A 24,902-nucleotide genomic window follows, 5' to 3' on the forward strand; every position below is an offset into this window, starting at 1 on the left:
CGACCACTGGGGGTGGTCGGCCCGGCGTTTTCTGCTACCCGTGACGGGCCCGGCGGTGGGGTCCGGGTGCGTCAGACGGGCGTGCTGGTGCGCTGCGCCGGCAGGAGGCGCGAGGCGAGCAGAGCGGCCTGCGTGCGTCGCTGGACGCCGAGGGTGGCCAGGATGCGGGTGACGTGGTTCTTCACGGTCTTTTCCGCGAGGTAGAGACGGAGACCGATCTCGCGGTTCGTCAGTCCTTCGGCGAGCAGCTCCAGGATCCGCAGCTGCTGGTCGGTCAGGCCGGCCAGCTCCTCGGGACCCGAGTTGCTCTGCTCGATCCAGTGGATCACCCGACGGGCCATCGCAGGATCGATCAGCGACTGGCCGCTGGCGACGGTGCGGACCGCGCTCAGCAGCGACGCCCCGTGCACCTCCTTGAGCACGTAGCCGGCTGCGCCCGCACGGATGGCGGCGACGATCGCCTCCTCGTCGTCGTAGCTGGTGAGGATCAGCGAACGCACCTCAGGCGCGGTGCTGCGCAGCTGGGCGCACAGGTCGATGCCGGAGCCGTCGGGCAGCCGGGCGTCGAGCACGGCTACTGCGGGCTGCAGGGCGGGGATCATCCGACCGGCCTCGGCGACGGTGTTCGCCTCGCCGACGACGTCGACGTCGCCCTCGGACTCGAGAAGGGCTCGTACGCCGCGACGGACGATGTCGTGGTCGTCGAGCAGGAAGACACGGAGGGGCGAGTTCATCCTCTTTTTCTACTCCGGTCGAGCCGCGGATGTAGGAAGACACCCAAAAATGGTTGAAAAACGGACAAACGGTATAGACCAGGTCGGGCGAAAAACATCCAAAAAGGGCGTAACCGGCATGGCGGCATTGCGTTGAACAGGGAAAGCCCGAATCGTGGGTGTCAGGGAGGAAGCAGGATCATGGAGCTCATCGAAACGCAGCTGTCCGAGTTCACCACGCGGAGCCGTTCACTGGCCGTCACGCACTCGGAGACCCGGCTGACCCGTGGCCTGGAGTACGGCGAGAGAGTCCTCGTCCGCTCGGCCGGTGAGTACCGGACCGCCCTGGTCGTCGACATCGAGTTCACCTCCGAGGACACCCACTACCGCCTCGTCCTCGGCGGCCCGGTCCCCGCTGACATCGCGGAGGACCGTCTGCTCGGTGAGATCGTCGTGACGCCCGCCGACAAGGCCGCCGAGAAGACTGCCGGCAAGGTCACCGTCGAGGACATCGCGATGCTGCTCTCGCGTTCCGGATCCGCCAACCGGATCCCGCTCCAGCGGCAGGTTGCGCGTCGTCTCCTCGACCGGTGATTGAATAGGTCACGTGAGTGACCTCATCGACACCACCGAGATGTACCTCCGCACGATCTACGAGCTCGTGGAGGAGGGCATCGTCCCGCTGCGTGCCCGGATCGCCGAGCGGCTGCACCAGAGCGGACCGACCGTCAGCCAGACGGTCGCCCGGATGGAGCGCGACGGCTTGCTGACCGTGGAGGGCGACCGGCACCTCGAGCTGACCGAGGTCGGCCTGCACGCCGCAACCCGGGTGATGCGCAAGCACCGTCTGGCCGAGCGCCTGCTCGTCGACGTCATCGGTCTCGGCTGGGAAGAGGTCCACGACGAGGCCTGCCGCTGGGAGCACGTGATGAGCGAGAGCGTCGAGCGGCGCCTGCTCGAGCTCCTCGACCACCCGACCGAGTCGCCGTACGGAAACCCGATCCCGGGCCTGGCAGAGCTCGGCGAGGCCCAGGACGCCGAGAAGTTCATGGAGGGCGTCAGCGCGCTGAGCGAGGTCGCCGGTCCGGAGACCGCCCGCGTGCAGGTCCGGCGCATCTCCGAGGAGATGCAGAAGGACGCGGTGCTGATGTCGGTGCTGCGCCGGATCGGTGCGCAGCCGGGTGAGGCGGTGGCCGCGGTGCAGACCGACGGTGGCGTGCTGCTGGGCAGTGGCGGCGAGACCGCCGAGATCCTCGACGAGGCAGCTCAGCACATCTTCGTGCACCGGGTCTGAGTCACCTCTGCGGGTAGGTCACCGCGTCTCCGCAAGCTCGACGACCGGACGCGCTCGATGACCAACGACCGGTTTCGCCGGCGCGTCCGCGATCACCGCGCGTAGCGGATCTCGGCGCGCGCACGGGCCTTGGCCGCCTCGACCTCACGGTCCTTCGGAGGCGCCGAGGTGGTGAGGTGCTCGAGCAGGTGCCGGGTCACGTGGGCGATCTCCTCGACCGCGTGGTCGAAAGCCTCCTGGTTGGCCTGCGACGGCTTGGCCGACCCGCTGATCTTGCGCACGTACTGGAGCGCGGCGGCGTGCACCTCGTCCTGGGTGGCCGGCGGCTCGAAGTTGTGCAGGGTGCGGATGTTGCGGCACACGGGGTCCTCCACGGCTGGGTTCGGATGCTACCTGCCCTCGAGCCTAACCAGCCTCACCCGGTGGGAGTCCAGGACGGCGACCCGGCGCCCGGGGAGCTCGAACGTCCTGGCCTGCCAGTCCTGGCGCAGGTCGGCGAGGGTGTGGGTCGTCAGCCTCCCGCCCGCATCCACGTGCAGGGCGATCAGTCGCCCGCTGCTGTCTGCCCAGCTGGTCAACGGGGCCAGGGCGGTGGAGGTGCGGTCGACCCAGGTGAAGGCGCGCGGGTCCTCGACGGCCGCGAAGTGGGTGTCCCTGCCGAAGCTCGCCTGCGAGATCCTGACCGGCCGTCGCGGGTCGCTGATGTCGAACACCGCCGCCTGGGACCAGCCGTTGAGGCCGTCCTCGTCGCCGTCCATGCCCAGCCCGAGGAGCAGGTGGTCGCCGACGGGGTGCAGGTAGCCGGAGTACCCCGGGATCTTCAGTGCGCCGATCATCCGCGGTCGGTCGGGGTCGCTGAGGTCGATCGTGTAGAGCGGGTCGGTCTGCCGGAACGTCACCACCACGGCGAGGTCGTCGAACCAGCGGACCGACTGGATGTCCTCGTCGATGCCGAGGTCGGTCACGCGGCCGGTCGGGACGAGTCGGCCCTTCTGCTCGGCGAGCACGGTCACGCCGTTGCGGGTGCCGCCCCTGCGGTCCGTCCGGGTCCACGCCACCCGCAGGCGACCGTCCTGCTCGTCGATCGACCAGCGGTCGCGCACACTGCCCTTGATCTCGCCGGACGCCACGTAGGAGGTGTCGTCACCGGTGACGTCGAAGGCGTGCAGCTCGGTGTCGTCGTACGCCGGCGTGATCGTGCGGCGGGCGAAGAAGCCCTTGCCGCGCACCTTCTCGTAGGCCACCGAGGTGACGTAGAGGCGGTCGGCCGAGGAGTAGGCGATCTGGCCGGCAGTGGTGATGCCGACCGCACTGCGCTCGGCGGTGCCGTCGATGTCGAAGGTGGTCACGGCGAGCGTCTCGCCCCCGGAGTACGCCGACGGGTGGAGCACGTCGTCGCAGTCGGTCAGCGCCTCGCGCTGGCCGTTGCGGTTCACCGACGGCAGCCAGTCCTCGATGGTGGTCGCCCTGACCTTGGCTCGGTTGAGGCGGGTCGCGCGGCGCTCGGAGATGCCCTTGGTCGGGGTCACCCAGTCGAGCTCGGGTCGCGACGTCGAGGTCACCAGGCGGATGGTGTCGTCGTACTGGCGGGCTGAGAGCAGGGTTCCCGTGAACCGGTCGGTGCTGACGACCTCCGGGCTGGTCGGCACCGAGATGTCGATGTCGAGCACCTTGGTCTCGACCCGGCCGCGAGGTCGGCCGTAGGCGAGGTCGACGACGTCGTCGCTCTTGCCGCCGGGCGGCAGGAGCTGCTGGTCGTAGGTCTGCTGGGTGACCAGCAGGTGGTCGCCGAGGAGCAGGAGCTGGTTGTCGTCCCCGCTCTTCGGCAGCGGTGTCCGGCTGAGCACGACCGGTTCCGGTCCGCTGACGTCGACCAGGACGAGCCGCTTGTCGGCCACGATCCGCGCCACCAGGGTGCCGTTGGTCTTGGCGACGTCGGGTTCGTCGACGGCGGCCTCCTGGGTGTTGGTGCCGGTGGCGCTGCTCGACACGGACTTCTCCAACGTGCCCGAGGCCGGCGCGACGCCGTCCGCCATGCGCATGTCGGCGTACGCGATCATCGGGTTGTCCCAGCCGTAGGGACCGACCTCGCTCACGCCGTGCTGGACGTACCAGTCGAGCAGTTCGGCGCAGGAATCGAATCCCGTCAGCCCGTCGGGGTCGGCCTGGGCCCGTGGTGCGACCGGGTCGGCGACGACCAGGGTTGCCGAGGTGGCGAACACTCCGGCCGCCACGAGCCACCCCGCCGTTGCCGCTGATGCCAGTCCGCCGCCGAAGACGACCTTGCCGAGTAGACGCATGTGGTTGAGACGTGAGTAGGCTGCATCCGGTTCCCGTCCCGTCATCCCAGGAGCAGATGTGGCTGCAGCACGTGCGTACGACATCGTTGTCTTCGGCGCGACCGGGTTCACCGGTGAGCTGACCGCCGCGTACCTCGCCCAGCACGCGCCGGCCGAGTGCCGCTGGGCCCTCGCCGGCCGCAGCACCGCCAAGCTCGAGGCCGTGCGCGAACGCCTGGCCCTGCTCAACCCCAGGCTGAAGGACCTGCCCCTGCTGCAGGCAGACGTGGAGGACCCGGCCTCGATCCGGGCGGTCGCGGAGAGCACCCGCGTCGTCATCACCACGGTCGGTCCCTACCTGGAGTTCGGCGAGCCGCTGGTCGCTGCTTGTGCGGCCGCGGGGACCGACTACGTCGACCTCACCGGCGAGCCCGAGTTCGTCGACCTGATGTACCTGGCCCACCACGAGACCGCCCGCGCCAGTGGTGCGCGGATCGTGCACGCTTGCGGTTTCGACTCGATCCCGCACGACCTCGGCGCGTACTTCACCGTCAAGCAGCTGCCGTCGGACGGACACATCGGCGTCTACGGCGTCGTCCGCAGCGGCGCGCAGTTCTCGGGCGGCACCTTCCACTCGGCGATGGGCGCCATGTCACGCCAGGCGCAGGCCAAGAAGGCGCTGGCCGAACGGCGCAAGCGCGAGGGCCGGCCCGAGGGCGGCCGCCGGGTCCGGACCATCGCGGGCAAGCCCGGTCGCGACTCGCTGCTCGGCCTCTGGGTGCTGCCGATGCCGACGATCGACCCCCTGGTCGTCGTGCGCTCGGCTGCCGCCCTGCCGGCGTACGGGCCGGACTTCACCTACGCGCACTTCGCCGGGCTCAAGACCTTGCGCTACACGATCGGTGGTTCGGTCGCGGTCGGGTCGCTCGTGGTGGCCGCGAACATCCCGCCGCTGCGCAACCTGCTGAAGAGCCGGATCAAGCAGGGGGAGGGTCCCTCGGAGTCGCGTCGTGCCAAGTCCTGGTTCACCGTCGACTTCGTCGGTGACGGGGGCGGCGAGACGGTGCGCACCCGCGTCTCCGGTGGAGACCCCGGCTACGGCGAGACCTCGAAGATGCTCGCCGAATCGGCGCTGTCGCTGGCCTTCGACAACAACCCGCCCACCTCGGGTCAGGTGACGACAGCCGTCGCGATGGGCGACAACCTGCTCGCCCGGCTGCAGGCCGCCGGCATCACGTTCGAGGTCGTGACGGACTGAAGGTCTTGTTGGTCGAGCTCGACCAACCGAGTCAGGCGAAGAGTGCCTGACCGACGTACTCGCCCTTCTTGACCCCGGGCGGGACCGCCCAGAGGCCGGAGCCCCGGTGCTCGAGGTACTCCATCAGACCGTCCTGCGACGAGAGCTGGTTCTGCATCGGCACGTAGTGCTTGCCGGGGTCGCGGACGAAGGCGATGAAGAAGAGTCCCGCGTCCAGACGGCCGAGAGAGTCCGAGCCGTCGGTGAAGTTGTACCCGCGACGCAGCAGCCTGGTCCCGTTGTTCTGCGACGGGTGTGCGAGCCGGACGTGCGCGTCCATGCCGATGAGCGGACCGTTGGTGCCCTCGACCTTCAGGTCCAGGTCGGTGAACTCGGTGCCGCCGGACAGCGGGGCGCCGTGTGCCCGCTCGCGGCCGATCAGTGCCTCCTGCTCGCTCAACGAGGTCCGGTCCCAGGGCTCGATCGCGATGTTGATCCGGCGGGCCACCAGGTAGGACCCGCCGGCCAACCAACCGGCCTTCGGGTCGTCGTCCTCGGCGACCCACACGAACGTGTCGATGTTCGGCGTGTCCTCGGCCTTGAGGTTGGCGGTGCCGTCCTTGAAGCCCATCAGGTTCCGCGGGGTCTGCTGCTTCGTCGAGGTCGACGAGGTGCGGCCGAAGCCGAGCTGCGCCCAACGGACCGCCGCCGTGCCGAAGGCGATCCGGGCCAGGTTGCGGATCGCGTGCACGGCGACCTGCGGGTCGTCGGCGCAGGCCTGGATGCAGAGGTCGCCGTCGCTGCGCTCGAGGTCGAGGTCGTCGGCGGGGAAGTGCGGCAGGCGCTGGAGCGCCTTCGGTCGCCGGCTCTGCAGGCCGAACCGGTCCTTGCCGTCCTTCTCGAAGAGGGTCGGCCCGAAGCCGAAGGTGATGGTGAGGCCCGAGGCGGGAAGGCCCAGCGCCTCGCCGGTGTCGAGCGGCGGGGACGCGTAGTTGCGGTCGGTGCCCTCGCCGACCGGCTTGCCGCTGGTCAGCTGCTCGGCCGCGGTGGTCCAGGCCCGGAGGAGAGCGATCAGATCCTCGCGCGAGTCGGTGGTGACGTCGAAGGCGGCGAAGTGCAACCGGTCCTGAGCCGGGGTGATGATCCCGGACTGGTGCTTCCCGTGGAACGGGTAGGTGCGGCTCCTGCCGCTCGGTGCGTCGTCCTCCTCGGCCGAGGCGAGCTGGTAGCCGCCGATCGCGGCGGCTCCGGCCAACGCGCCTGCGCCGGCGACTCCGAGGAGCCGCCGGCGCGAGACGTCGTGCTGGGGTGCGTCGGTCACAGGGTGAGCGCTCCAGCCATCTTGGACAGCGGCTCCGCCAGGGCGTTCACCGCGTTCGAGAGCTCCTTGCGCTGGGGCTCGGTCACGGTGTCGTAGAACACGAATCCGTCGCCTTCCTTGTACTTGTCGAGGAGCACCTGCAGGGCCGCGAAGCGCTTGCCGATCTCGGTGGAGAGGGCTTCGTCCTTCGCGTCGAGCAGCGGCTTGAGGGTCTCGTAGCCGACGCGAGCGCCGTCGACGTTGGCCTGGAAGTCCCACAGGTCGGTGTGCGACCAGATGTCCTCCTCGCCGGTGATCTTGCCGCTGGCGACCTCGTCGAGCAGACCCTTGGAGCCGTTGGCGATCTGGTCGACGGTGTACGTCAGGTCCTGGACCCGGGTGTTGAGCGTGGTGATGTTGGCCATCAGGTCGTCGGCGTACGTCGATCGCTGCGCCTTGGTGAAGGCGGTGTAGCCCTTCGCCGGGGGCCACAGGTCCTTCTCGATCGCGTGCCAACCGGTCCACTTCTGACCGGGCTCGAGGTCGCGCTCGCGCAGGTCGGTCTTCGGGTCGAGGTCGCCGAAGGACTCGGCGACAGTCTCGGTGCGCTCCCAGTTGGTCCGGGCGACGGGGAAGAGCTTGCGGGCCTTGTCGTCGTCGCCGGCCTTGTACGCGTCGACGAACTCCTGGGTCTTCGCGACGAGCTCGCCGGTCTGGTTCTTCACGTAGTTCGAGTACTGCGTGAGCGCCGCGTCGATCGCCTTCTGGTCGACACCGGTGATGGTGAGGTCCTTGCCGGAGTCGGAGACGGTGAAGTCGGCGCGGATGCCCTCGCCGATCATGCCCGGCTTGCAGGCGGTGAAGTACTTGCCCGGGGTCGCCGTCAGCATGAGGTCACGGGAGAGGCCGGGGCCGATGTTCTCGACCTCACCGACGATCCGCAGGCCGTCCTCGCCGAGCAGGTAGAACTCGGTGACCTTGTCGCCGGCGTTCTTGACCTTGAACGAGACGGTGCCGGACTCGGCCTTGGCCGCAGAGACCCTGCACGTGTCGTCGGTCGAGGTCACCGAGATCGCGTTGCTGCCTGACTTGGGTTCGTTGTCCTCGGTGATGCTGCACGCAGCGAGAGGAGCGATGACGAGCGCGCAGGCGGTCGCCAACAGGGGGAGCTTCACAGGGGTGTGCCTTTCGAGTTGGTCGAGCAGTCAGCTCTGGGGGAGGAGGTTCGGGGTGGGTGCGGGCGTGCGCGGGGTGCGCTGCCGGAGAAGGAAGATCGTCATGACCGGGACCAGGTACGCGAGCCAGGCGTAGGCCTGGAACCACGTCGGGTCGGGCTGGAAGTTGAAGGTGCCCTTGAGCAGGGTTCCGACCCAGCCGTTCGGGTCGATGGTCGCGCTGATGTCGAAGGCCTTGTCGTTCAGGCCGCTGAGGATGTTCGCCTCCTGGAGGTCGTGCACGCCGTACGCGAGCACGCCGGCGGCGACGACGATCAGGATGATCCCGGTGTACTTGAAGAACTTGCCGAGGTTGATGCTCAGCACGCCCTTGTAGAAGAGGAAGCCGAGGGCGACGGCGGTCAACAACCCGAGGAGTCCGCCGACGAGCGGGGTCGTGGTGGACCCGCCGTCCTGGGTGGCGGCCTCCGTGGCGGCCCAGAGGAACAGCGCGGTCTCCAGGCCCTCACGTCCGACGGCGAGAGCCGCCATCACGACCAGGCTGATCCAGCTGGCCTCGGCGGCGCGGTCGAGCTTGCCTCGCAGCTCGCCGGACAGGGAGCGCGCGTGGCCGGCCATCCAGAAAACCATCCAGGTGACGAAGCCGACGGCGATGATCGACAGGCCGCCCCCCAGAGCCTCCTGCGCCTCGAAGGTCAGCTTGCGCGGACCGTAGGTGAGCAGTGCGCCGAACGCCAGGGAGACGAAGATCGCGAACGTGATGCCGGCCCAGATCCGGGGAAGCAGGTTCCGACGGTCGCTCTTGACCAGGTAGGCGATCAGGATCACCACGACGAGGGATGCTTCGAGTCCTTCGCGCAGGCCGATCAAGTAGTTGCCGAGCACGTGAACTCCGGGTTTCAGCAGGTAAGCCTTGCCTTACAAGTAAACACCTGCGCCCGGTTGGCTGCCAAACGGGCGTGGTCCAGATCTCACCGCACGAAAAACAGGAACGGGAGCGCACCGCCCGGTGCGCTCCCGCTGTCTGCGTGGCCTGAGGGCCCGTCAGAGAACCTTGTCGACGGTGTCCTTGACCTTGTCCTTGACGTCGTCGACCTTGTCCTTGATGCCGGCCTTCGTCTGGTCGGCCTTGCCCTCGGCCTTCAACGAGTCGTCGTTGGTCGCCGCGCCGGTGGCTTCCTTGGCGCGACCGGCCAGGTCCTGAGCCTTGTTCTCGAGTCCCATGCTGATACCTCCTCGGGTTGGGTTCGGACAGGCAGCATTACCCGGTTGCGCGAGGCGTACACGTGCCTAGGTGTGAACGGTCCCGGGTCGGTGGTGCCGACCGATCGGCAGCACCAGGGGAGTTCCTGACACCTCGTCACGGACCACGCGGCAGGCCAGGCCGAAGACGTCGTGGACCAGCGACTCGGTGATCACCTCGGCCGGCGGGCCCGCAGCGACCACCCTTCCTCCGCGCAGGGCGACGAGGTGGTCGCTGTACCGGGCAGCCTGGTTGAGGTCGTGCAGCACCAGGACGACCGTCCGGGCGTCCGCGCGGTTGAGGTCGACGAGCAGGTCGAGGATCTCCACCTGGTGGGCGAGGTCCAGGTACGTGGTCGGCTCGTCGAGGAGCAACAGGTCGGTGCCCTGAGCCAGGGTCATCGCGATCCAGACCCGCTGTCGCTGACCGCCGGACAGCTCGTCGACCGGACGCCGGGCCAGCTCGAGTGTCCCGGTCGCTCGCATCGCGTCGGTGACGACCGCCTCGTCCGCGCTGGTCCACTGCCGGAACCACTTCTGGTGCGGGTAGCGCCCGCGGGCGACCAGGTCGGCGACGGTGATGCCCTCGGGCGAGACCGGACTCTGCGGCAGGATCCCGAGCCGGGTGGCGACCTCGCGGGTGGGCAGCGTCCCGATGTCCTGGCCGTCGAGCAGCACCGTGCCCGCGCGCGGCTGCAGCAACCGAGCCAGCGCGCGCAGCAGCGTGGACTTGCCGCACGCGTTGGCGCCGACGATGCAGGTGATCTTCCCGGTCGGGATCTCCAACGACAGGTTCGTCGCCACCTCGACCTGGTCGTAGGCCAGCGTCAGATTCGCTGCGGCGAGGGTGTGGTGGACGGTCATCGAGGTCAGCCTCCGGTTCCGGTGCGGTTGGCGCGGGCGAGCAGCCAGAGCAGGTACGGCCCGCCGATGATGCCGGTGATGATGCCGACCGGCAGGTCGCGCGGGTCGAACAGCTGAGTCCCGGCGAGGTCGGCGACCAGCACCAGGACGGCGCCGACCAAGGCCGAGGGCACCACCGCGAGCGGTGCCTTCACCAACCGCCGCGCGATCGGCGCCGAGACGAACGCGACGAAGGTGACCGGTCCGGCGGCGGCGGTGGCGGCCGCGGCCAGCGCGACGGCGAGAACGAGCAGCGTCACCCGGGACAGCTCGACCCGCTGGCCGAGCCCCCTCGCGGTGTCGTCGCCGAGCTGGAGCGTGCGCAGCTGGCGGGTCATCAGCAAGGTCGGGGGGACCAGGATCAGCATCGCCCACAGCAGCGGCTCGACCTGGGTCCAGCCGCGGCCGTTCAGCGACCCGGTCAGCCACACGGTGGCGCGCTGGGCGTCGGTGATCAGAGCCTGGGTGAGCAGGTGGCTGGTGATTGCAACCATCACCGCGGAGACCGCGATGCCGACCAGGACCAACCGGTACGGCGAGAGCCCCCGCTTCCAGGCGAGCAGGTAGATCAGCAGCGCGGTCCCGAGTGCGCCGAGGAGAGCCGCGACCGACAGCGCCGACCCGGCCTCGTTGCCGACGATGATCGCGAAGACGGCCGCGGCCGACGCGCCGGCCGTGATGCCCAGGATGTCGGGGGAGGCGAGCGGGTTGCGGGCCAGCGACTGGAAGACCGCCCCGGACAGACCGAAGGCCGCGCCGACCAGGACAGCGGCCAGCGCCCGGGGCAGCCGGAGCTCGCCGACGATGAACACGGTCGCACTGTCGCCGTACCCGAACAGGGCGCGGGGGACGTCTGCCACCGGGATGGAGTAGTCCCCGACGGAGATCGAGTAGCAGAAGGCGCCGGCGGCGACCACTGCGAGCAGCACCGAGACCACGACGGCCCGCCCGCGTCCAGCGGTCCGTGCGGAGCGGACCAGGGCCTGGTCGTCCCGGTCGTTCACAGCTCGGCCAGCTTGCGGCGGCGGACCAGGGCGATGAAGAACGGGGCGCCGACCAGGGCCGTGATCAGGCCGACCTGGACCTCGCCCGGCCGGTCGACGACCCGGCCGACGACGTCAGCGGCGAGCAGCAGGATCGCGGCGAGCACGCCGCTGTACGGGAGCACCCAGCGGTAGTCCGGTCCGGTGATCGCCCGGGCGACGTGCGGAACCACCAGGCCGACGAAGACGATCGGGCCGGCGGCGGCGGTCGCAGCACCGACCAGCAGGACCACCGAGACCGCCGCGAACCCGCGCGCCAGGTGGACCCGTTGGCCCAGTGAGCGGGCGACGTCGTCGCCGAGGGCGAGGGCGTTCAGGCTCGGCCCCGCGGCGAGGGCCATTCCGCTCCCGAGGATGATGAAGGGCGCCATCTGACCTGCGATCTCGCTCGTCCGTCCGGCCAACGACCCGGCTTCCCAGAACCGGAACTGGTTCAGCGTGTTGACGTCGACGACGAGAACCGCGGAGGTGACCGACTGGCAGAGCGCGGTGACGGCAGTGCCGGCAAGGGCGAGCTTGATCGGGGTCGCACCCTCGCGCCCCAGCGCGCCGAGGGCGTAGACCGCAACCGAGGCGACCGCGGCGCCGGCGAACGCCCACCAGACGTAGCCGAGCAGGCCAGTGACTCCGAAAACGTAGATCGCGACCACGACGAAGAGGGCTGAGCCGGCGCTGACCCCGAGGATGCCCGGGTCGGCCAACGGGTTGCGGGCGACCCCCTGCATCACCGCGCCGGAGAGCCCGAGGGCGACGCCGACCAGGAGCCCGACGAGGGTCCGGGGGACTCGCTGGTCCCGCACCACCAGGTGGTCGGTCAGGTCGCGGTCGAAGGAGGTGAAGGCGTCGAATACCGCCTCCAGGGACAGCGGCCGGGACCCGTACCGGATCGAGGCGAGCGCGACCACGGCCAACGCGACGAGAAGCAGGCCGAGCCCGAACGCGCGCGCCGGACCTGCGCGGAACAGCCCGACCTGGACCAGGGCTGCAGGGTCGGACCGGGTGTCCGCATCGGGGACCTCGCCGACGGCGTGGAGACTCACTCGGCTAAGTTAGCCTAGCCTTACCTATCTTCCGCTGCCGGGTCCGTCCTCGGACCCGTCTCTCTCCTGGAGTTCTCCATGCGTCGCACCCGCACCCTGACCTTCCGCCTGGCTGCCGCCGGCGTCGCCCTTGCCGCTTTCGCGATCTCCGCGTGCGGTTCCGACAGCGCGAAGGACGACGACACGCAGGCCGGGAGCTCGTCGGCCCGCGCCTTCCCGGTGACCATCGAGCACCGGCTCGGTTCGACCACCATCAAGAAGGAGCCGAAGCGGGTCGTGGTGATCGGCCTGACCGAGCAGGACATCCTGCTGGAGCTCGGCGTCGTTCCGGTGGCGACCACCGAGTGGTACGGCGAGCAGCCCTACGCGGTCTGGCCCTGGGCGACCGAGCTCCTCGGGGACGCGAAGCCCGAGGTGCTCAGCCAGACCGACGGGCTCCAGTTCGAGCGGATCGCAGCCCTGAAGCCGGACCTGATCATCGGTACCAACTCCGGTCTGGAGAAGGAGGACTACGAGAAGCTCAGTGCGCTTGCGCCCACCGTGACCAACGAGCCGGGCGGGCTCCCGTACTTCTCCTCGTGGCAGGACCAGACCGTCCAGGTCGCCAAGGCGGTCGGCAAGGAGGCCGAGGGCAGGGCCTTGGTCGCCAAGGTCGAGAAGCAGTACGCCGACGCCAAGGCCGCGCACCCGGAGTTCGCGAAGCTCGGCGCCACCTTCTCGCAGGGTGCGCCGTACGAGGGTCTGCTCTACGTCTACCCCGCCGGCCTGGGCACCGACTTCCTCTCCGACCTCGGCTTCACGATGACCCCCGGTCTGGAGAAGTTCGCTCCCGAGAAGGGCTCGCAGGCCGAGATCTCGGCCGAGAACGTCGACCTGATCGACAACGACGTGATCGTCTTCGCCACCGAGAACAAGGGCAACTTCGACGAGCTCCAGCGCTTCTCGACGATCGCCAACCTGGGCGCGGTGAAGAACGGTGGAGCGATCTACACCGACGAGATCCTTGCTGGCGCGATCTACTTCCTGACGCCGCTGAGCCTCAGCTACACGCTGGACAAGCTGCTGCCGCAGCTCGAGCTCGCGGCGGAGGGCAAGGCGCCGAAGGAGTTCCCGAGGGGTTGAGTCAGACGCGGATTGCATGAGCATGAACCGGGGCGGCCTAGACGGGCACTGGCGTCCGAGGTCGGGCTCCTGCAGCATGTGCGCCCGTGACGAAGAAACTGGTGCGCGCTGCAGCTGCCGCGGGGATGGCGGCCGCCTGTCTGCTCGCCGGCTCGTGCAGCTCTGTGGAGAATCCGAGCAGTGCCGACGACGTGTACGACGGCTCGTACCAAGGTGGCTCGAGTGACCTCGAGAGCGTGAAGGTCGAGTACAACGCAGACCTGGCGAGACTTCGCTCGATGCTCGACAGCGCCTCGGCGTACGAGGACCAGATCCGGCGCATGGAGCCGCTCGACCGGTACAGCGCCTCGGCCGTGAACAAGTACAACCGACTGGTGGACAGGTACAACGCCGTAGCGGACCGGTACCGCGCCGCCGCGACGGCCTTCAATGCCAAGTACAAGTCGTACGCGGACGGCGCCAACGGCAACGTGCCGACGAGCCCCGACAACATCAGCCTCCCGGATCCGATCCCGTAGTCGGCGACGTGCTGGTGCCCCAGGCAGGAGTCGAACCTGCGACCTTTCGCTTAGGAGGCGGCTGCTCTATCCACTGAGCTACTGGGGCCGCGGCGCACGAGTCTAGTGGTGATCGGCGTCCCGGCCCGCGCCACGTCCTGTTCAACTCACGGACAGGTAACACATCACCCAGCGTCAGGTCCCTGACAGGGAAGATCCCGACGCTGAAGCACATGGGGATCGACCGCGCCGTCACCGAGTTCTTCGCCGACCACCGCAGCGCACACCTCACCGACCTGATGTGGTCGGTCACCTGGCTCGGCAACGCCAGCACGTTGCACTGGGCGATGATCGGCCTGGCCGCGACCACCCTGGTGCTCGGGCGTCCCTTCCAGGCCGCTGCGGTCGTGGTCGGGATGGTCGGTGCGAGCGACATCAGCGGCAGCATCAAGGACCTGGTCGGTCGTGACCGACCCGGTTCCGAGTTCAGGGCGGGCGACGCGCTGAGCTCGTACGCCTTCCCGTCCGGCCACACGATGGGGATGACGGTCCTGGTGGGGCTGGTCCTGATGGTGGCCTGGCGCTCCCTGCGTACCGACCGCGCGCGGCGTACGGCGGTCGGTCTCGGCGCCGTCGTCGTCCTGGCCGTCGGCCTGTCGCGGATCTACCTCGGCTACCACTGGTTGACCGACGTCCTCGCCGGGCTCTGCTTCGGGCTCCTGTGGATCGCGACCGTGGTCGCGAGCGCGCGCGGCGTGAAGCTGCAGTGGGCTGCTGCCGCCGAACGTGGGTGGAGCGAGGTCCCGGCGACGGTGCCGGTTCGCCAGTATTTGTCCTGATCAGAGCCCTGCGGCGGATTTGGGACAACGCCGCTGACCGTCCACAATGGGAGGTCTGGAACAGGATCGCGGGTCGGGCCCGTGGAGTCAGTGGGGTCTGAGCGTGTCGGACGAAGCACCGCGTCACCGCGTGCCGACGCGTACCCGCAAGGTCCTCAAGCGCATCGGTATCGGGTTCCTGGCGCTGCTGATGGTGCTCTCGCTGGCGGGGGTCCTGTACCTCAAACACCTGAACGGAAACATCGAGCACGTCGACTTCGACCCGGACGACCGTCCGACCGCGGAGCGTTTCGCGGGCGACGACCAGCCGATGAACGTCCTGGTGATGGGGTCGGACACCCGCGAGGGCGCGAACGGCAAGGGCATCGGTGGCGACACTCCCGGCCTGTCCGACACCACGATGATCCTGCACCTCTCGAAGAACCGGAAGTACGCCTACGGCGTCAGCCTGCCGCGTGATGCCATGGTCGAGCGGCCGCGGTGCAAGAAGAAGGACGGCTCGGGATGGTCCCCGGGCGGCCTGACCCAGTTCAACGCGGCGTACGCGCTCGGCGGACCGGCGTGCACGGTCAAGACCGTCGAGCAGCTCACCGGCATCCGGATCAACCACTTCATCGTGGTCAACTTCGTCGGCTTCAAGGCGATGGTGAACGCGATCGGCGGCGTGAAGATCTGCGTGCCCGAAGAGGTCAACGACAACGTCGGCAACATCAACCTGCCTGCCGGGACCTACAAGGTCACCGGCCAGCAGGCCCTGGACTACGTCCGGGTCCGCCACGACATCGGCGCTCCGACCGGGGACATCGGGCGGATGAAGCGGCAGCAGACCTTCGTCTCGGCGATGATCGAGAAGCTGGTGTCGGCCGGGACGCTGGCCAATCCGGTCGGTCTCATCAAGTTCCTGAACGCCGCGACCAACTCGCTGACCACGGACCCGCAGACCAACATCAAGCTGCTGGCCAGCATCGGCAACCAGCTCAAGAACATCGGTCTGGACAAGATCAAGTTCATCACCGTCCCGTTCGAGGCGTACGCGCCCGATCCGAACCGGCTGCAGTGGTCCGCGGACGCCGCGAACCTCTGGGAGGTCATCAAGAAGGACCGCAAGCTCGGTCGCTTCGGCTCCGAGGCTGTCAGCCCGGGGTCGGAGAAGCCGACCAGCTCGGCGACGGCTTCGGCGACCGGCACTCCGGGCGGCACTCCGGGCGGATCCGCCACCGGTACGCCGACGAACAAGCCGACCAAGAGCGCGGAGCAGAAGGCCGCCGAGGCGGCGCAGCGGAAGGCCGAGAAGGACGCCCAGCTCCGGGCCGCCGGCCTCTGCACCTCCGAGGACGAGTGAGCGAGGAGTAGGACGAGCCGACCGGTCGCACTGTTGTGCGTTATCGATTCGTTATGCACTATGGGCCAGGTGAAGGTAGTCGTGTCGGGAGGCACCGGCGTCATCGGACGCCCGGCGGTGCGTGCCCTCCTGGACGCCGGGCACGACGTCGACGTGCTGGCGCGGTCGACCGAGAACGCCGAGCTGATCGTCGGCCTCGGGGCACGCCCGGTCTCGGCCGACCTCTTCGACGTCGACTCGCTGATCCGGATCTACGACGGCGCTGACGTGGTGGTCAACCTCGCCACCGAGGTTCCCGTCGGGTACGCCGCTGCGTGGCCGAACGCCTGGAAGCACAACGACCTGCTGCGCACCCGGGCCGTCGCCAACGTCGCCTCCGCGGCTCGTTCGGCCGGCGTCCGTCGCGTCGTCCAGGAGAGCGTGAGCTTCCTGTACGCCGACCGTGGCGACTCCTGGGTGACCGAGCGCGACCCGATCGAGATCACCCCGACCACCGAGCCGGTGGCGGTGGGCGAGTCGCACGTGCAGGAGTACGCCGGTGGGTTCCGTGCTGGGGTGCTGCTCCGCTTCGGGTGCATCCTCGGCGACGACCCGCTGACCAAGTTCTGGCTGCGCGCGGCCGCCAACGGCCGCCCGGTCGGTATCGGCTCGCCGCACGCATGGACCCACCTGGTGCACACCGACGACCTCGGGACCGCGGTGCTGGCCGCGCTGCACGCGCCGAGCGGCGTCTACAACGTCGGCGCCGCACCCGTGCGCCGTACCGAGCTCGTCGAGGGCTTCGCCAAGGCGGTCGGGGCGGAGGAGGGTGGCTACCTCGGGCCGGTGCTGCGCCGCCTGGCCGGGAGCAGGATCGAGCCGATGACCCGCTCGCTGCGGATCTCCTCGGACCACTTCATCGCGCAGACGGGCTGGCAGCCGACCCGTCCGGCGTTCGACCCGGCCTGGTTCGACGCCGCGCTGGACAGCACGGTCGCGGTCTGATGGCTGCCGAGTCGACTTCCGGGCTCACGCCGGCCGAGCGCGCAGCGCGTCGCCGTCGGCTCGCCGAGGTGTTCGGCGAGGTGCTGCCGGAGCAGACCCGGGACGACGCGTCGGAGGGCGACCGGGGCGACGTGAATGCCTCCGAGGAATGGCTGAAGCGCCAGGTCCCGCCGCACCACGGCTGAGCCTGGTTTCGACAAGCTCAACCAACGGGGTCGTCAGGCCTTGTTGGCAGCCAGCAGGTCGCGGATCTCCTCGAGCAGCGCGATGTCGGCGGGCTTGCCGGCGGCCTCGGAGGGGAAGAAGCGCGCCTTGGCCTTCGTGTACGGCAGCACGACGGCGAAGTAGACGACCGCGGCCAGGATCACGAACGCGATCACGGCGTTGAGGAACGCGCCGAAGGTGTTCTCCTTGTTGCTGAAGACCTCCTCGGCGCCCTTGGGCATCTGGGCGGTGAGCCAGTTCGTGAAGGTGCTGACCACGGTGCCGAACGCGGCGCCGATGATCACTGCGACCGCCAGGTCGACCAGGTTGCCGCGCAGGATGAACGCCTTGAACCCACTCATCTGTTTCTCCTTCTAGCCCAGTGACGACGGACCGGACGGACGAATATCCGGAACCGGACCCCACGCTACCGATTCCAAATGACGGTGAGGAAGAGGGTCGAGGCGGCGCTCGCGATCTCGGCCACGTCGGCCGTCGGGACGGCGAACAGCACCAGCCGCCCGGTCAGGGCGGGAGAGCTCCCGGTGCTCCCGGCACGGGGCAGCGCCAGCACGATCGCGTCGTCGACGAGCCGCGTACCCGGGCCGCGCGATTGCGGGTCGCTGCTGACGAGGTCGACCTCGTCACCGATCCGGAGCAGCCCGGCGGCGTCGGCATCGGGGATCCTGATCGGGACGGCCGACTTCCCGGGGTACCCCGCCATCCGCTCGCTGCCGACCAGGTCGGTGGTCGTCGCGATCTCGCCTTCTCCGAGCGGCCCTGCCAGCGTCCGGCCGAGCAGGGTGGCGCGGTCGTGGGCAGCCACCGGTGGATCATCCGCGGACCAGCTCGTGCGTCGCAGGTCGCCTGCCTCGAGCACGGTGCCGGCAGGTAGGTCTCGTGCCGCGGCCCACACGGTGACCGACGGCGGCTCGGCGGGGTGCAGCGTCCGGAGCGTCGACCACACCAGGAGGGCAACGGCGACAGCGATCAGGGCGCGTCGGTGGATGAGGACGCGGCGGCGTGCCTGCTCGAGCAGGCGGGTCGTGGTGGGCACCGCCCGACGCTAGGGATCACGCCGAGCCCGCGACGCGAGGGTCGCTGGGGCTGTGGAGAAGTCCGCTCAGGCGGAGGTGGTGCTCGAGCTGCCCGAGGAGCTCGACGAGCTGGTGGACGTCGACGTGGTGCTCGAGCTGGACGAGCTGCTGTCCGGGGAGGTCGAGGACGCGGGTGACGTGGAGCTCGACGTGCCGCGGCTGTCGTTGCGGTAGAACCCGGAACCCTTGAACACGACGCCGACGGCGTTGAAGACCTTGCGCAGCTTGCCGTCGCACTCGGGGCAGACGGTCAGCGAGTCCTCGCTGAAGCTCTGGACGGCTTCGAAGAAGTGTCCGCAGTCGGTGCAGGAGTACTGGTACGTGGGCACGGCGTTCCTTGGTTCTTCTGTGGCACAGGGGACTGGCACTCGATGGTGCCGAGTGCCAATCCTACGTCAGAAGCGCAACAGCCGCTCCTCGGTGACCGCGGCGCTCACCCGACGGTCGTGCTCCTCGCCCGGCACCTCGGCGAGGACCTCGTCGTCGTTGAGCACGACGCAGATGAAGGTCCCGACCGGCACCCGGCCGAGCGCGCGGTCGTAGGAACCGCCACCGCGGCCGAGCCGCAGGCCGGTCCGGTCCACGGCCAGCCCCGGGATGATCACCACGTCCGCGCCGGCGACAGCGCCGGCGCCCAGGGGCGGACCGGTGGGCTCCAGCAGTCCGCGGCGTGCGGTCGCCAGGTCGGCGACCGAGTCGTAGGCCGCCCAGTCCAGGTCGTTGTCCGGTTGCAGCAGCGGCAGGAGGACCCGTTTGCCGGCCGCGCGCAGCGCGTCGAGCAGCAGTCCCGTCCCGGGCTCGCGCCCGACCGAGACGTACGCCGCGACCGTGGCCGCCCGGCGTACCTCGGGGCTGGCGAGCAGCAGGTCGCTGATCCGGGCCCCCCGCTCGGCCAGGACCGCGACCGGGAGCCGACCGCGCGCGGTCAGCAGCTGGTCGCGCAGAGCCAGCTTCTGGCCGTGAGTTCTGGGCTCGATGTGTGCCATGGCAGGAACAACCCTACGATCGAGGTATGAACGATGCAGGAAGCGGCGCCGGGCTCGGACTTGCCCGCGAGAAGATGATCGCCGCCGGCGTGGAGCCCCTCGCCGTCGAGGTTTTCGCGCACTACTTCCGGCTGCTCGAGCTCGGCGAGACCGGCATGATCCCGGAGTCGACCATCGACCCGCTGGACATGCCCTCGATCGACGACGTCGACGTCGCGCCTCAGGACGGTGCACAGGCGCTGCGCACCACCGCAGTGATCAAGCTCAACGGGGGCCTCGGCACCTCGATGGGCATGGAGCGGGCGAAGTCGCTGCTCTGCGTGCGACGCGGCCTGTCCTTCCTCGACATCATCGCCCGCCAGGTCCTGCACCTGCGCCAGGAGCACGAGGCCCCGCTGCCGCTGATCTTCATGAACAGCTTCCGCACCAGCGCCGACACCCTCGCTGCGCTGGCCCGGTACGACGACTTGGCCGTGGACGGTCTGCCGCTGGAGTTCCTGCAGAACAAGGAGCCCAAGCTCCGCGTCGACGACCTGACCCCGGTGACGTGGACCAAGGACCCGAGCCTGGAGTGGTGCCCGCCGGGCCACGGCGACATCTACACCGCGATGACCGCGACCGGGTTGATCGACAAGCTCCTCGCCGCCGGATACACGCAGCTGTTCATCTCCAACTCCGACAACCTCGGCGCGGTGCCGGACCCGAAGCTGGCCGGGTGGTTCGCCGGCTCGGGTTCGCCGTTCGCGATCGAGGCCGTCCGTCGTACGCCGTCGCACCGCAAGGGCGGCCACTTCGCGATCCGCAAGAGCGACGGTCGGATCGTGCTGCGCGAGACCGCGCAGACGCTCGAGAGCGACATGGAGGCCCTCGGTGACCTGAGCCGCCACAAGTTCATGAGCACCAACAACATCTGGATCAACCTTGCGGCGCTCCAGGAGGTGCTCGCCAGCCGGGACGGCATCCTCGGGCTCCCGCTGATCCGCAACGTCAAGACGGTCGACCCGTCCGACCCCTCGAGCACGCCGGTCGTGCAGATCGAGTCCGCGATGGGCGCTGCGATCGAGATCTTCGCGGGCGCGCAGACGATCGAGGTCGGCAACGAGCGCTACGTCCCGGTGAAGTCGACGAACGACCTGCTGGTGCTGCGCTCGGACGTGTACGACATCGGCGCCGACTTCGTCCTCGACGCACCCGGCGCGGTGCCGTTCGTGGACCTCGACGGCGTCTACAAGCTGGTCGGCGACTTCGACAAGCGCTTCAAGTCCGGGGCGCCCTCGTTGCGCGAGGCCGAGTCGTTCGTCGTCGACGGGGACTGGACCTTCGGCGAGAACGTGAAGGTCGTCGGCGCCGTGAAGGTCAGCGGAGAGCGCGGCCGGGTCGACTCGGGCACGGTCCTCTCGGACTGACGGCCTAGGGTTGATCCCATGTCACAGGGGGCCAGCTTGAACGACCAGCACGAACCGATCAGCGTCGAGGAACACCTTGCGCTGATCCTGGACAGGATCAGCGAGCTCCCGGCGTACGACCAACCGCTGCTGGAGACCCTCGGCCTCCCCGTCGTCGACGACATCATCTCGCCGCTCTCGCTTCCCAGCTTCGACAACTCGGCCATGGACGGCTACGCCGTCGTGTTCCGCGACGTCGCCGACGCGACGCCGGAGAAGCCGGTGCACCTGCCCGTGGTCGGCGAGATCGCCGCGGGCCAGACGAAGATCTTCGCGATGTCCCCGGGGACCGCGGTCAAGATCATGACCGGGGCGCCGATCCCGACCGGGTGCAACGCCGTCGTGCCGGTCGAGCACACCGACGACGGTGTCGCCCAGGTGCTGATCAGCAAGGCGCCGACCGAGGGCCAGCACATCCGCCGGGTCGGCGAGGACGTGAGCAAGGGCGACGTCCTGCTGGCCGCGGGCGACCGGATCGACCCGCGTCGGGTCGGTCTGCTCGCGTCCGTCGGCATCGGCCGGGTGGCCACCCGGCCGCGCCCGCGCGTGGTGATCATGTCCACCGGGTCCGAGCTGGTCGAGCCGGACGAGAGCCTGGGCAAGGACCAGATCTACGACTCCAACTCCTTCTTGCTCGCCGCCGCGGCACGGCAGGCCGGTGCCATCGCCTACCGCGTGACAGCGACCCCCGACGACCCGGAGACGTTCACCGAGGCGCTCAGCGACCAGCTCGTCCGCGCCGACCTCGTCGTCACCAGCGGCGGGGTCAGCAAGGGCACCCACGACGTGGTCAAGGAAGCCCTCGCCAAGCTCGGCACCGTGGCGTTCCACGAGGTCGCGATGCAACCGGGCAAGCCGCAGGGGTTCGGTGTGATCGGCGAGGACGAGACGCCGATCTTCACGCTGCCGGGCAACCCCGTCTCGGCGTACGTCTCGTTCGAGATGTTCGTCGCCCCGGCCCTGCGCAAGATGATGGGCCGCGAGCCCTACACCCGCTCGCTGGTCCGGGCGAAGATCACCAGCCCGGTGACGTCGATCCCTGGGCGGCGGCAGTTCCTGCGCGGCCTCTTCGAGCCGAAGGTCGGCGGCTCCACGGTCACGCCGGTCGGTGGTGCCGGGTCGCACCTGCTCGGGGGACTGTCGAGGTCGAACGCGCTGATCGTCCTCGGCGAGGACGTCACCTCGGCCCAGGCCGGCTCGGACGTGCCGGTGATCCTGCTGGACCGGGACTACTGATGGAGCCTCGGCTGACCCACGTCGACGAGTCCGGCGCAGCCCGGATGGTCGACGTCTCCGGCAAGGAGGTCACCGCGCGCGTCGCCGTCGCGACCGGCCGGGTGCTGGTCTCCTCGACGGTCGTCGACCTGCTGCGCGGTGACGGCGTGCCCAAGGGTGACGCCCTCGGCGTCGCCCGGGTCGCCGGGATCATGGCGACCAAGCGCACCCCGGACCTGATCCCGCTGTGCCACCCGCTGGCGATCGCCGGGGTCGAGGTCGACCTCGAGGTGCTCGACGACGCCGTCGCGATCACCGCGACCGTGCGCAGCGCCGACCGCACCGGCGTCGAGATGGAGGCCCTCACCGCCGTGTCCGTCGCCGCTCTGACCGTGGTCGACATGGTCAAGGCGGTCGACAAGGCGGCCGTGATCACCGACGTACGGGTGGAGTCCAAGACCGGTGGGAAGAGCGGCCCGTGGCAGCGGCCGTGACCGGAGACCTGACGGCTGCCGTCGTCGTGGCCTCGAACCGCGCCGCGGCCGGGGTCTACGCCGACACCACCGGACCGGTGATCGTCGAGGCCCTCACGGCCGACGGCTGGAATGTGCTGGGTCCGTACGTCGTCGCCGACGGCGAGCCGGTCGGACGGGCCATCCTCGCTGCGATCGCCGACGGTGCCCGCGCCGTGCTGACCACCGGCGGCACCGGACTGACCCCGACCGACCGCACCCCCGAGGTGACCCGGGCGCTGCTCGACCGCGAGGTCCCCGGCATCGCCGAGGCGATCCGTGCGTACGGCGTCAGCAACGGCGTTCCGACCGCAGCGCTCTCGCGTGGCCTGGCCGGCGTCAGCGGCGAAGCGCTCGTGGTGAACCTGCCGGGCTCCCGTGGCGGGGTGAAGGACGGCCTTGCCGTCGTGATGCCGCTGCTGCGGCACGCGGTCGAGCAGATCCCGGGGAGCGACCATTGAGCAACCGGCAGGGCCGTGCCTGGCCTGCTGTCCTCGAGCACGACCGACTTCGGCTGCGTCCGCTCTCGGTGCGTGACCGACGAGCCTGGCGGGAGGTGCGCGAGCGCAACGTGGCCTGGCTCTCGCGCTGGGACGCGACCACGCCCCCTGGCTCGAACGCGCGTCCGCGGACCTTCGGAGCGATGGTGCGGGCGATGTCTGCCGAAGCGCGCGAGGGGAGGCAGCTGCCGTTCGCCGTGGAGTACGACGGCCGCTTCGTCGGTCAGCTCACGGTCAACAACATCACCCGCGGATCGGGCCAGTTCGCCACCATCGGCTACTGGATCGACGAGGCCGTGGCCGGCAGGGGCCTGATCACGCGGTCGGTCGCCATGGCGGTCGACCACTGCTTCTTCGTCCTCCGGCTGCACCGCATCGAGATCGCCATCCGTCCCGAGAACGTCGCGTCGCTGCGGGTCGTGGAGAAGCTCGGCATCGCCGAGTACGGTTACGCGCCGCGCTTCCTGCACATCGACGGCGACTGGCGCGACCACCGCCTCTTCGCCATCACCCGCGAGGAGTGCCCGAGGGGACTGGTCGCCCGCCTCGACTCGTGAAAACCTCACAAGTCACAGGAGTCACCTCGCGACACACCGATCTCGTTACATCACCCTGACCCCACTGGCTCCTACGCTCGTCCCGTGGATATGTCAGCGATGGTTTTCGTGGCGGTCGCCCTCGGGTGGGCGGTCTACCTGCTGCCGATGGCCCTCAAGCGCAACGACGAGCTGGACCGCAGCCGTCCCGTCGAGGAGTTCTCCGAGTCGGTCCGCGTGCTGGGTCGCAGCGTCGTGGCCAAGACGTCCAAGCCTTCGGCTCCGGCCGAGACCGCGAGCGCGCCGGCTCCCGTCCTGACGATCACCCGCGAGGCCGCGAAGAAGGCGGCCCGCCGTCGCCGCCGCGTGCTCGCGCTGCTGCTGACCACCCTGGTCGCCGTCAGCGTCACCAGCTACCTCTCCTACACGCCGTGGTTCAGCACCGCGATCCCGGGCGGCCTGATCGTTGCCTTCCTCGTGGTCGCACGGCTCACAGTCCGGGCGCAGCAGGTACGCCTTCCTGCGCCCGTCCAGCAGTACGACGAGCACGTCGCCCCGGCGGCGGGCACCGCCCCGGCCGAGATCCTCGAGGCGGAGCTCGACGTCGAGGACACCGTCGGGGTCTCCCGCGAGGCGCTCGAAGCCGCGATCTCCGGTGAGCTCGCCGAGCCGGTGCTCGACGAGGGTGGCCTCTGGGACCCGCTTCCGGTGACGCTGCCGACGTACGTGAACAAGGCGCGTGCGCGGCGGACGGTCCGGACGATCGAGATCACCGCGGCCTCGACCGGGATCACCTCCTCGGGTCACGACGCCGCGGACAGCGCGCTGGCCGCCGAAGCTCGCGAGGCCGCCGCCGAGGTGGTCGAGGTCGAGGTCGACGACGCCAAGGCCGCCGGCGCCTGATCGGCGCTGCGCCGGGGACCCGATTCGGCCTCCCGGTTCGCCGGTGGTAACTTTTCCTCTGCACAAGGGGCTGTGGCGCAGTTGGTAGCGCGTCTCGTTCGCAATGAGAAGGTCAGGGGTTCGAATCCCCTCAGCTCCACCAAGAAGCCATCCCTCGGGGTGGCTTTCTGGTTTCATCGGCGGGTGAACTGCCCGCACTGCGCCCAGGAGATCGCGCCCGGCACCGTCGTGTGCCCGCACTGCCGCACGGTCCTCCACCCCGAGAGCGTGCCCGCCGCGGCGCGCCAGGAGGAGCCGCGGCAGGACGACCCGCTGGGAGCGGGCGGCTACTTCTTCCTCGGGTTCGCCGGGGTGATCGTGTCCGGTCTCTCCTGGGCAACGCCGAGACCGACGCCGGCGTCCTGATCGGCTGGTTGCTCGGTGTCATCAGTGGCGCCGCGATGCTGATCGGCGTCGTCGCCAAGGGGGTCGAGGTCGGGACCCGCGCCAGCCGC

30 protein-coding genes and 2 tRNA genes are annotated in these 24,902 nt (G+C 69.6%); 17 read left to right on the top strand and 15 right to left on the bottom strand.

Annotation, left to right across the window (positions count from 1 at the left end; translation table 11 throughout):
- Nucleotides 1–71: 71 nt before the first annotated feature.
- Nucleotides 72–734: a response regulator gene (locus tag ABIE44_RS12610; protein WP_209717249.1), complete on the bottom strand. Its 663-nt coding sequence runs from the start codon at nucleotides 732–734 to the stop codon at nucleotides 72–74.
- Nucleotides 735–914: 180 nt separating this feature from the next.
- Between ABIE44_RS12610 and ABIE44_RS12615 the strand changes: the two genes are divergently transcribed.
- Together ABIE44_RS12615 and ABIE44_RS12620 are read left to right on the top strand one after the other, a co-directional pair.
- Nucleotides 915–1,307, top strand: a complete 393-nt coding sequence (locus ABIE44_RS12615; RefSeq protein ID WP_209717246.1) for a hypothetical protein — start codon at nucleotides 915–917, stop codon at nucleotides 1,305–1,307.
- 13 nt (nucleotides 1,308–1,320) lie between these two features.
- Nucleotides 1,321–2,007 (top strand): iron-dependent transcriptional repressor DtxR, encoded by a 687-nt coding sequence (locus ABIE44_RS12620; RefSeq protein WP_209717243.1) that lies wholly within the window; start codon nucleotides 1,321–1,323, stop codon nucleotides 2,005–2,007.
- A 92-nt stretch (nucleotides 2,008–2,099) separates the two neighbouring features.
- Here ABIE44_RS12620 and ABIE44_RS12625 read toward each other — a convergent pair whose 3' ends face one another.
- Nucleotides 2,100–2,381: a DUF2277 domain-containing protein gene (locus ABIE44_RS12625; RefSeq protein ID WP_502912737.1), complete on the bottom strand. Its 282-nt coding sequence runs from the start codon at nucleotides 2,379–2,381 to the stop codon at nucleotides 2,100–2,102.
- Between the two features lie 15 nt (nucleotides 2,382–2,396).
- Complete coding sequence (locus ABIE44_RS12630; RefSeq protein ID WP_209717239.1) at nucleotides 2,397–4,307, bottom strand: beta-propeller domain-containing protein; 1,911 nt, start codon at nucleotides 4,305–4,307, stop codon at nucleotides 2,397–2,399.
- Nucleotides 4,308–4,365: 58 nt separating this feature from the next.
- Between ABIE44_RS12630 and ABIE44_RS12635 the strand changes: the two genes are divergently transcribed.
- Nucleotides 4,366–5,544, top strand: a complete 1,179-nt coding sequence (locus ABIE44_RS12635) for a saccharopine dehydrogenase family protein (RefSeq protein WP_209717236.1) — start codon at nucleotides 4,366–4,368, stop codon at nucleotides 5,542–5,544.
- A gap of 31 nt (nucleotides 5,545–5,575) precedes the next feature.
- Here the strand turns inward: ABIE44_RS12635 and efeB are convergent, their stop codons facing one another.
- From efeB to ABIE44_RS12670, 7 genes are all read right to left on the bottom strand, one after another.
- Nucleotides 5,576–6,844, bottom strand: coding sequence for an iron uptake transporter deferrochelatase/peroxidase subunit (efeB, locus tag ABIE44_RS12640; protein WP_209717233.1), 1,269 nt, complete (start codon nucleotides 6,842–6,844; stop codon nucleotides 5,576–5,578).
- Nucleotides 6,841–7,998: an iron uptake system protein EfeO gene (gene efeO, locus ABIE44_RS12645; protein ID WP_209717229.1), complete on the bottom strand. Its 1,158-nt coding sequence runs from the start codon at nucleotides 7,996–7,998 to the stop codon at nucleotides 6,841–6,843. Before efeO ends, efeB begins: the two co-directional genes overlap by 4 nt.
- A 30-nt stretch (nucleotides 7,999–8,028) precedes the next feature.
- A complete protein-coding gene (gene efeU, locus ABIE44_RS12650; RefSeq protein WP_209717226.1) occupies nucleotides 8,029–8,883 on the bottom strand; it encodes an iron uptake transporter permease EfeU in 855 nt (284 codons plus the stop codon).
- 159 nt (nucleotides 8,884–9,042) lie between these two features.
- On the bottom strand, nucleotides 9,043–9,222 hold the full coding sequence (locus ABIE44_RS12655) for a CsbD family protein (protein ID WP_209717223.1): 180 nt from the start codon (nucleotides 9,220–9,222) through the stop codon (nucleotides 9,043–9,045).
- A gap of 66 nt (nucleotides 9,223–9,288) precedes the next feature.
- Entirely contained in the window at nucleotides 9,289–10,104 is an 816-nt protein-coding gene (locus tag ABIE44_RS12660) for an ABC transporter ATP-binding protein (protein ID WP_209717220.1), read from the bottom strand.
- A gap of 5 nt (nucleotides 10,105–10,109) precedes the next feature.
- On the bottom strand, nucleotides 10,110–11,147 hold the full coding sequence (locus ABIE44_RS12665) for a FecCD family ABC transporter permease (protein WP_209717217.1): 1,038 nt from the start codon (nucleotides 11,145–11,147) through the stop codon (nucleotides 10,110–10,112).
- Nucleotides 11,144–12,226 carry a FecCD family ABC transporter permease gene (locus tag ABIE44_RS12670; protein WP_354438057.1) on the bottom strand — a complete coding sequence of 361 codons (1,083 nt, stop codon included), beginning with the start codon at nucleotides 12,224–12,226 and terminating at the stop codon, nucleotides 11,144–11,146. Before ABIE44_RS12670 ends, ABIE44_RS12665 begins: the two co-directional genes overlap by 4 nt.
- A gap of 78 nt (nucleotides 12,227–12,304) precedes the next feature.
- Between ABIE44_RS12670 and ABIE44_RS12675 the strand changes: the two genes are divergently transcribed.
- Complete coding sequence (locus ABIE44_RS12675; protein ID WP_209717214.1) at nucleotides 12,305–13,348, top strand: iron-siderophore ABC transporter substrate-binding protein; 1,044 nt, start codon at nucleotides 12,305–12,307, stop codon at nucleotides 13,346–13,348.
- Nucleotides 13,349–13,434: 86 nt separating this feature from the next.
- A complete protein-coding gene (locus ABIE44_RS12680; RefSeq protein WP_209717211.1) occupies nucleotides 13,435–13,866 on the top strand; it encodes a hypothetical protein in 432 nt (143 codons plus the stop codon).
- Nucleotides 13,867–13,878: 12 nt separating this feature from the next.
- Here the strand turns inward: ABIE44_RS12680 and ABIE44_RS12685 are convergent.
- Nucleotides 13,879–13,954: transfer RNA gene (locus ABIE44_RS12685), tRNA-Arg, on the bottom strand.
- A gap of 124 nt (nucleotides 13,955–14,078) precedes the next feature.
- On the opposite strand from ABIE44_RS12685, the gene ABIE44_RS12690 reads away from it, so the two are divergent.
- The 4 genes from ABIE44_RS12690 to ABIE44_RS12705 all read left to right on the top strand — a co-directional run bounded on the left by ABIE44_RS12690 (nucleotide 14,079) and on the right by ABIE44_RS12705 (nucleotide 17,195).
- On the top strand, nucleotides 14,079–14,684 hold the full coding sequence (locus tag ABIE44_RS12690; protein WP_209717208.1) for a phosphatase PAP2 family protein: 606 nt from the start codon (nucleotides 14,079–14,081) through the stop codon (nucleotides 14,682–14,684).
- A 130-nt stretch (nucleotides 14,685–14,814) separates the two neighbouring features.
- Nucleotides 14,815–16,026 carry an LCP family protein gene (locus tag ABIE44_RS12695; protein ID WP_209717205.1) on the top strand — a complete coding sequence of 404 codons (1,212 nt, stop codon included), beginning with the start codon at nucleotides 14,815–14,817 and terminating at the stop codon, nucleotides 16,024–16,026.
- 69 nt (nucleotides 16,027–16,095) lie between these two features.
- Entirely contained in the window at nucleotides 16,096–17,010 is a 915-nt protein-coding gene (locus ABIE44_RS12700) for an NAD-dependent epimerase/dehydratase family protein (protein ID WP_209717202.1), read from the top strand.
- Entirely contained in the window at nucleotides 17,010–17,195 is a 186-nt protein-coding gene (locus ABIE44_RS12705; RefSeq protein ID WP_209717199.1) for a hypothetical protein, read from the top strand. Before ABIE44_RS12700 ends, ABIE44_RS12705 begins: the two co-directional genes overlap by 1 nt.
- A 33-nt stretch (nucleotides 17,196–17,228) precedes the next feature.
- Here the strand turns inward: ABIE44_RS12705 and ABIE44_RS12710 are convergent, their stop codons facing one another.
- The 4 genes from ABIE44_RS12710 to ABIE44_RS12725 all read right to left on the bottom strand — a co-directional run bounded on the left by ABIE44_RS12710 (nucleotide 17,229) and on the right by ABIE44_RS12725 (nucleotide 19,297).
- Nucleotides 17,229–17,576, bottom strand: coding sequence for an MscL family protein (locus ABIE44_RS12710; protein WP_209717197.1), 348 nt, complete (start codon nucleotides 17,574–17,576; stop codon nucleotides 17,229–17,231).
- Between the two features lie 65 nt (nucleotides 17,577–17,641).
- The gene (locus ABIE44_RS12715; protein ID WP_209717194.1) at nucleotides 17,642–18,271 is read right to left on the bottom strand and encodes an SAF domain-containing protein; all 630 of its coding nucleotides are present in this window, start codon (nucleotides 18,269–18,271) and stop codon (nucleotides 17,642–17,644) included.
- A gap of 66 nt (nucleotides 18,272–18,337) precedes the next feature.
- The gene (locus tag ABIE44_RS12720) at nucleotides 18,338–18,640 is read right to left on the bottom strand and encodes an FmdB family zinc ribbon protein (protein ID WP_209717191.1); all 303 of its coding nucleotides are present in this window, start codon (nucleotides 18,638–18,640) and stop codon (nucleotides 18,338–18,340) included.
- Between the two features lie 66 nt (nucleotides 18,641–18,706).
- Nucleotides 18,707–19,297 carry a 5-formyltetrahydrofolate cyclo-ligase gene (locus ABIE44_RS12725; protein ID WP_209717188.1) on the bottom strand — a complete coding sequence of 197 codons (591 nt, stop codon included), beginning with the start codon at nucleotides 19,295–19,297 and terminating at the stop codon, nucleotides 18,707–18,709.
- A 26-nt stretch (nucleotides 19,298–19,323) separates the two neighbouring features.
- On the opposite strand from ABIE44_RS12725, the gene ABIE44_RS12730 reads away from it, so the two are divergent.
- The 8 genes from ABIE44_RS12730 (at nucleotide 19,324) to ABIE44_RS12765 (ending at nucleotide 24,813) form a co-directional block, all read left to right on the top strand.
- The gene (locus ABIE44_RS12730; protein ID WP_209717185.1) at nucleotides 19,324–20,703 is read left to right on the top strand and encodes a UTP--glucose-1-phosphate uridylyltransferase; all 1,380 of its coding nucleotides are present in this window, start codon (nucleotides 19,324–19,326) and stop codon (nucleotides 20,701–20,703) included.
- A gap of 36 nt (nucleotides 20,704–20,739) precedes the next feature.
- Nucleotides 20,740–21,978: a molybdotransferase-like divisome protein Glp gene (glp, locus tag ABIE44_RS12735; RefSeq protein WP_354438058.1), complete on the top strand. Its 1,239-nt coding sequence runs from the start codon at nucleotides 20,740–20,742 to the stop codon at nucleotides 21,976–21,978.
- Nucleotides 21,978–22,451 (top strand): cyclic pyranopterin monophosphate synthase MoaC, encoded by a 474-nt coding sequence (moaC, locus tag ABIE44_RS12740; protein ID WP_209717178.1) that lies wholly within the window; start codon nucleotides 21,978–21,980, stop codon nucleotides 22,449–22,451. Before glp ends, moaC begins: the two co-directional genes overlap by 1 nt.
- Entirely contained in the window at nucleotides 22,436–22,930 is a 495-nt protein-coding gene (locus ABIE44_RS12745) for a MogA/MoaB family molybdenum cofactor biosynthesis protein (protein ID WP_354438059.1), read from the top strand. The genes moaC and ABIE44_RS12745 overlap by 16 nt, the downstream gene beginning before the upstream one ends.
- Nucleotides 22,927–23,526, top strand: a complete 600-nt coding sequence (locus tag ABIE44_RS12750) for a GNAT family N-acetyltransferase (RefSeq protein WP_209717175.1) — start codon at nucleotides 22,927–22,929, stop codon at nucleotides 23,524–23,526. Before ABIE44_RS12745 ends, ABIE44_RS12750 begins: the two co-directional genes overlap by 4 nt.
- A 90-nt stretch (nucleotides 23,527–23,616) precedes the next feature.
- A complete protein-coding gene (gene sepX / locus ABIE44_RS12755) occupies nucleotides 23,617–24,408 on the top strand; it encodes a divisome protein SepX/GlpR (protein WP_502912760.1) in 792 nt (263 codons plus the stop codon).
- 66 nt (nucleotides 24,409–24,474) lie between these two features.
- Nucleotides 24,475–24,550, top strand: a tRNA-Ala gene (locus tag ABIE44_RS12760).
- 41 nt (nucleotides 24,551–24,591) lie between these two features.
- Entirely contained in the window at nucleotides 24,592–24,813 is a 222-nt protein-coding gene (locus tag ABIE44_RS12765) for a hypothetical protein (protein ID WP_209717169.1), read from the top strand.
- Nucleotides 24,814–24,902 lie beyond the last annotated feature (89 nt).

The sequence above is a fragment of the Marmoricola sp. OAE513 genome, from assembly GCF_040546585.1.
Classification (GTDB): Bacteria; Actinomycetota; Actinomycetes; order Propionibacteriales; family Nocardioidaceae; genus Marmoricola.

Excerpts from the sequence above, each read along its gene's own strand:
- ABIE44_RS12610 (WP_209717249.1), bottom strand. The coding sequence starts at position 734 with ATGAACTCGCCCCTCCGTGTCTTCCTGCTCGACGACCACGACATCGTC.
- ABIE44_RS12615 (WP_209717246.1), top strand. The coding sequence starts at position 915 with ATGGAGCTCATCGAAACGCAGCTGTCCGAGTTCACCACGCGGAGCCGT.
- ABIE44_RS12630 (WP_209717239.1), bottom strand. The coding sequence starts at position 4,307 with ATGCGTCTACTCGGCAAGGTCGTCTTCGGCGGCGGACTGGCATCAGCG.
- ABIE44_RS12655 (WP_209717223.1), bottom strand. The coding sequence starts at position 9,222 with ATGGGACTCGAGAACAAGGCTCAGGACCTGGCCGGTCGCGCCAAGGAA.
- ABIE44_RS12660 (WP_209717220.1), bottom strand. The coding sequence starts at position 10,104 with ATGACCGTCCACCACACCCTCGCCGCAGCGAATCTGACGCTGGCCTAC.
- ABIE44_RS12675 (WP_209717214.1), top strand. The coding sequence starts at position 12,305 with ATGCGTCGCACCCGCACCCTGACCTTCCGCCTGGCTGCCGCCGGCGTC.
- ABIE44_RS12690 (WP_209717208.1), top strand. The coding sequence starts at position 14,079 with ATGGGGATCGACCGCGCCGTCACCGAGTTCTTCGCCGACCACCGCAGC.
- ABIE44_RS12705 (WP_209717199.1), top strand. The coding sequence starts at position 17,010 with ATGGCTGCCGAGTCGACTTCCGGGCTCACGCCGGCCGAGCGCGCAGCG.
- ABIE44_RS12710 (WP_209717197.1), bottom strand. The coding sequence starts at position 17,576 with ATGAGTGGGTTCAAGGCGTTCATCCTGCGCGGCAACCTGGTCGACCTG.
- ABIE44_RS12725 (WP_209717188.1), bottom strand. The coding sequence starts at position 19,297 with ATGGCACACATCGAGCCCAGAACTCACGGCCAGAAGCTGGCTCTGCGC.
- ABIE44_RS12730 (WP_209717185.1), top strand. The coding sequence starts at position 19,324 with ATGAACGATGCAGGAAGCGGCGCCGGGCTCGGACTTGCCCGCGAGAAG.
- moaC (WP_209717178.1), top strand. The coding sequence starts at position 21,978 with ATGGAGCCTCGGCTGACCCACGTCGACGAGTCCGGCGCAGCCCGGATG.
- sepX (WP_502912760.1), top strand. The coding sequence starts at position 23,617 with ATGTCAGCGATGGTTTTCGTGGCGGTCGCCCTCGGGTGGGCGGTCTAC.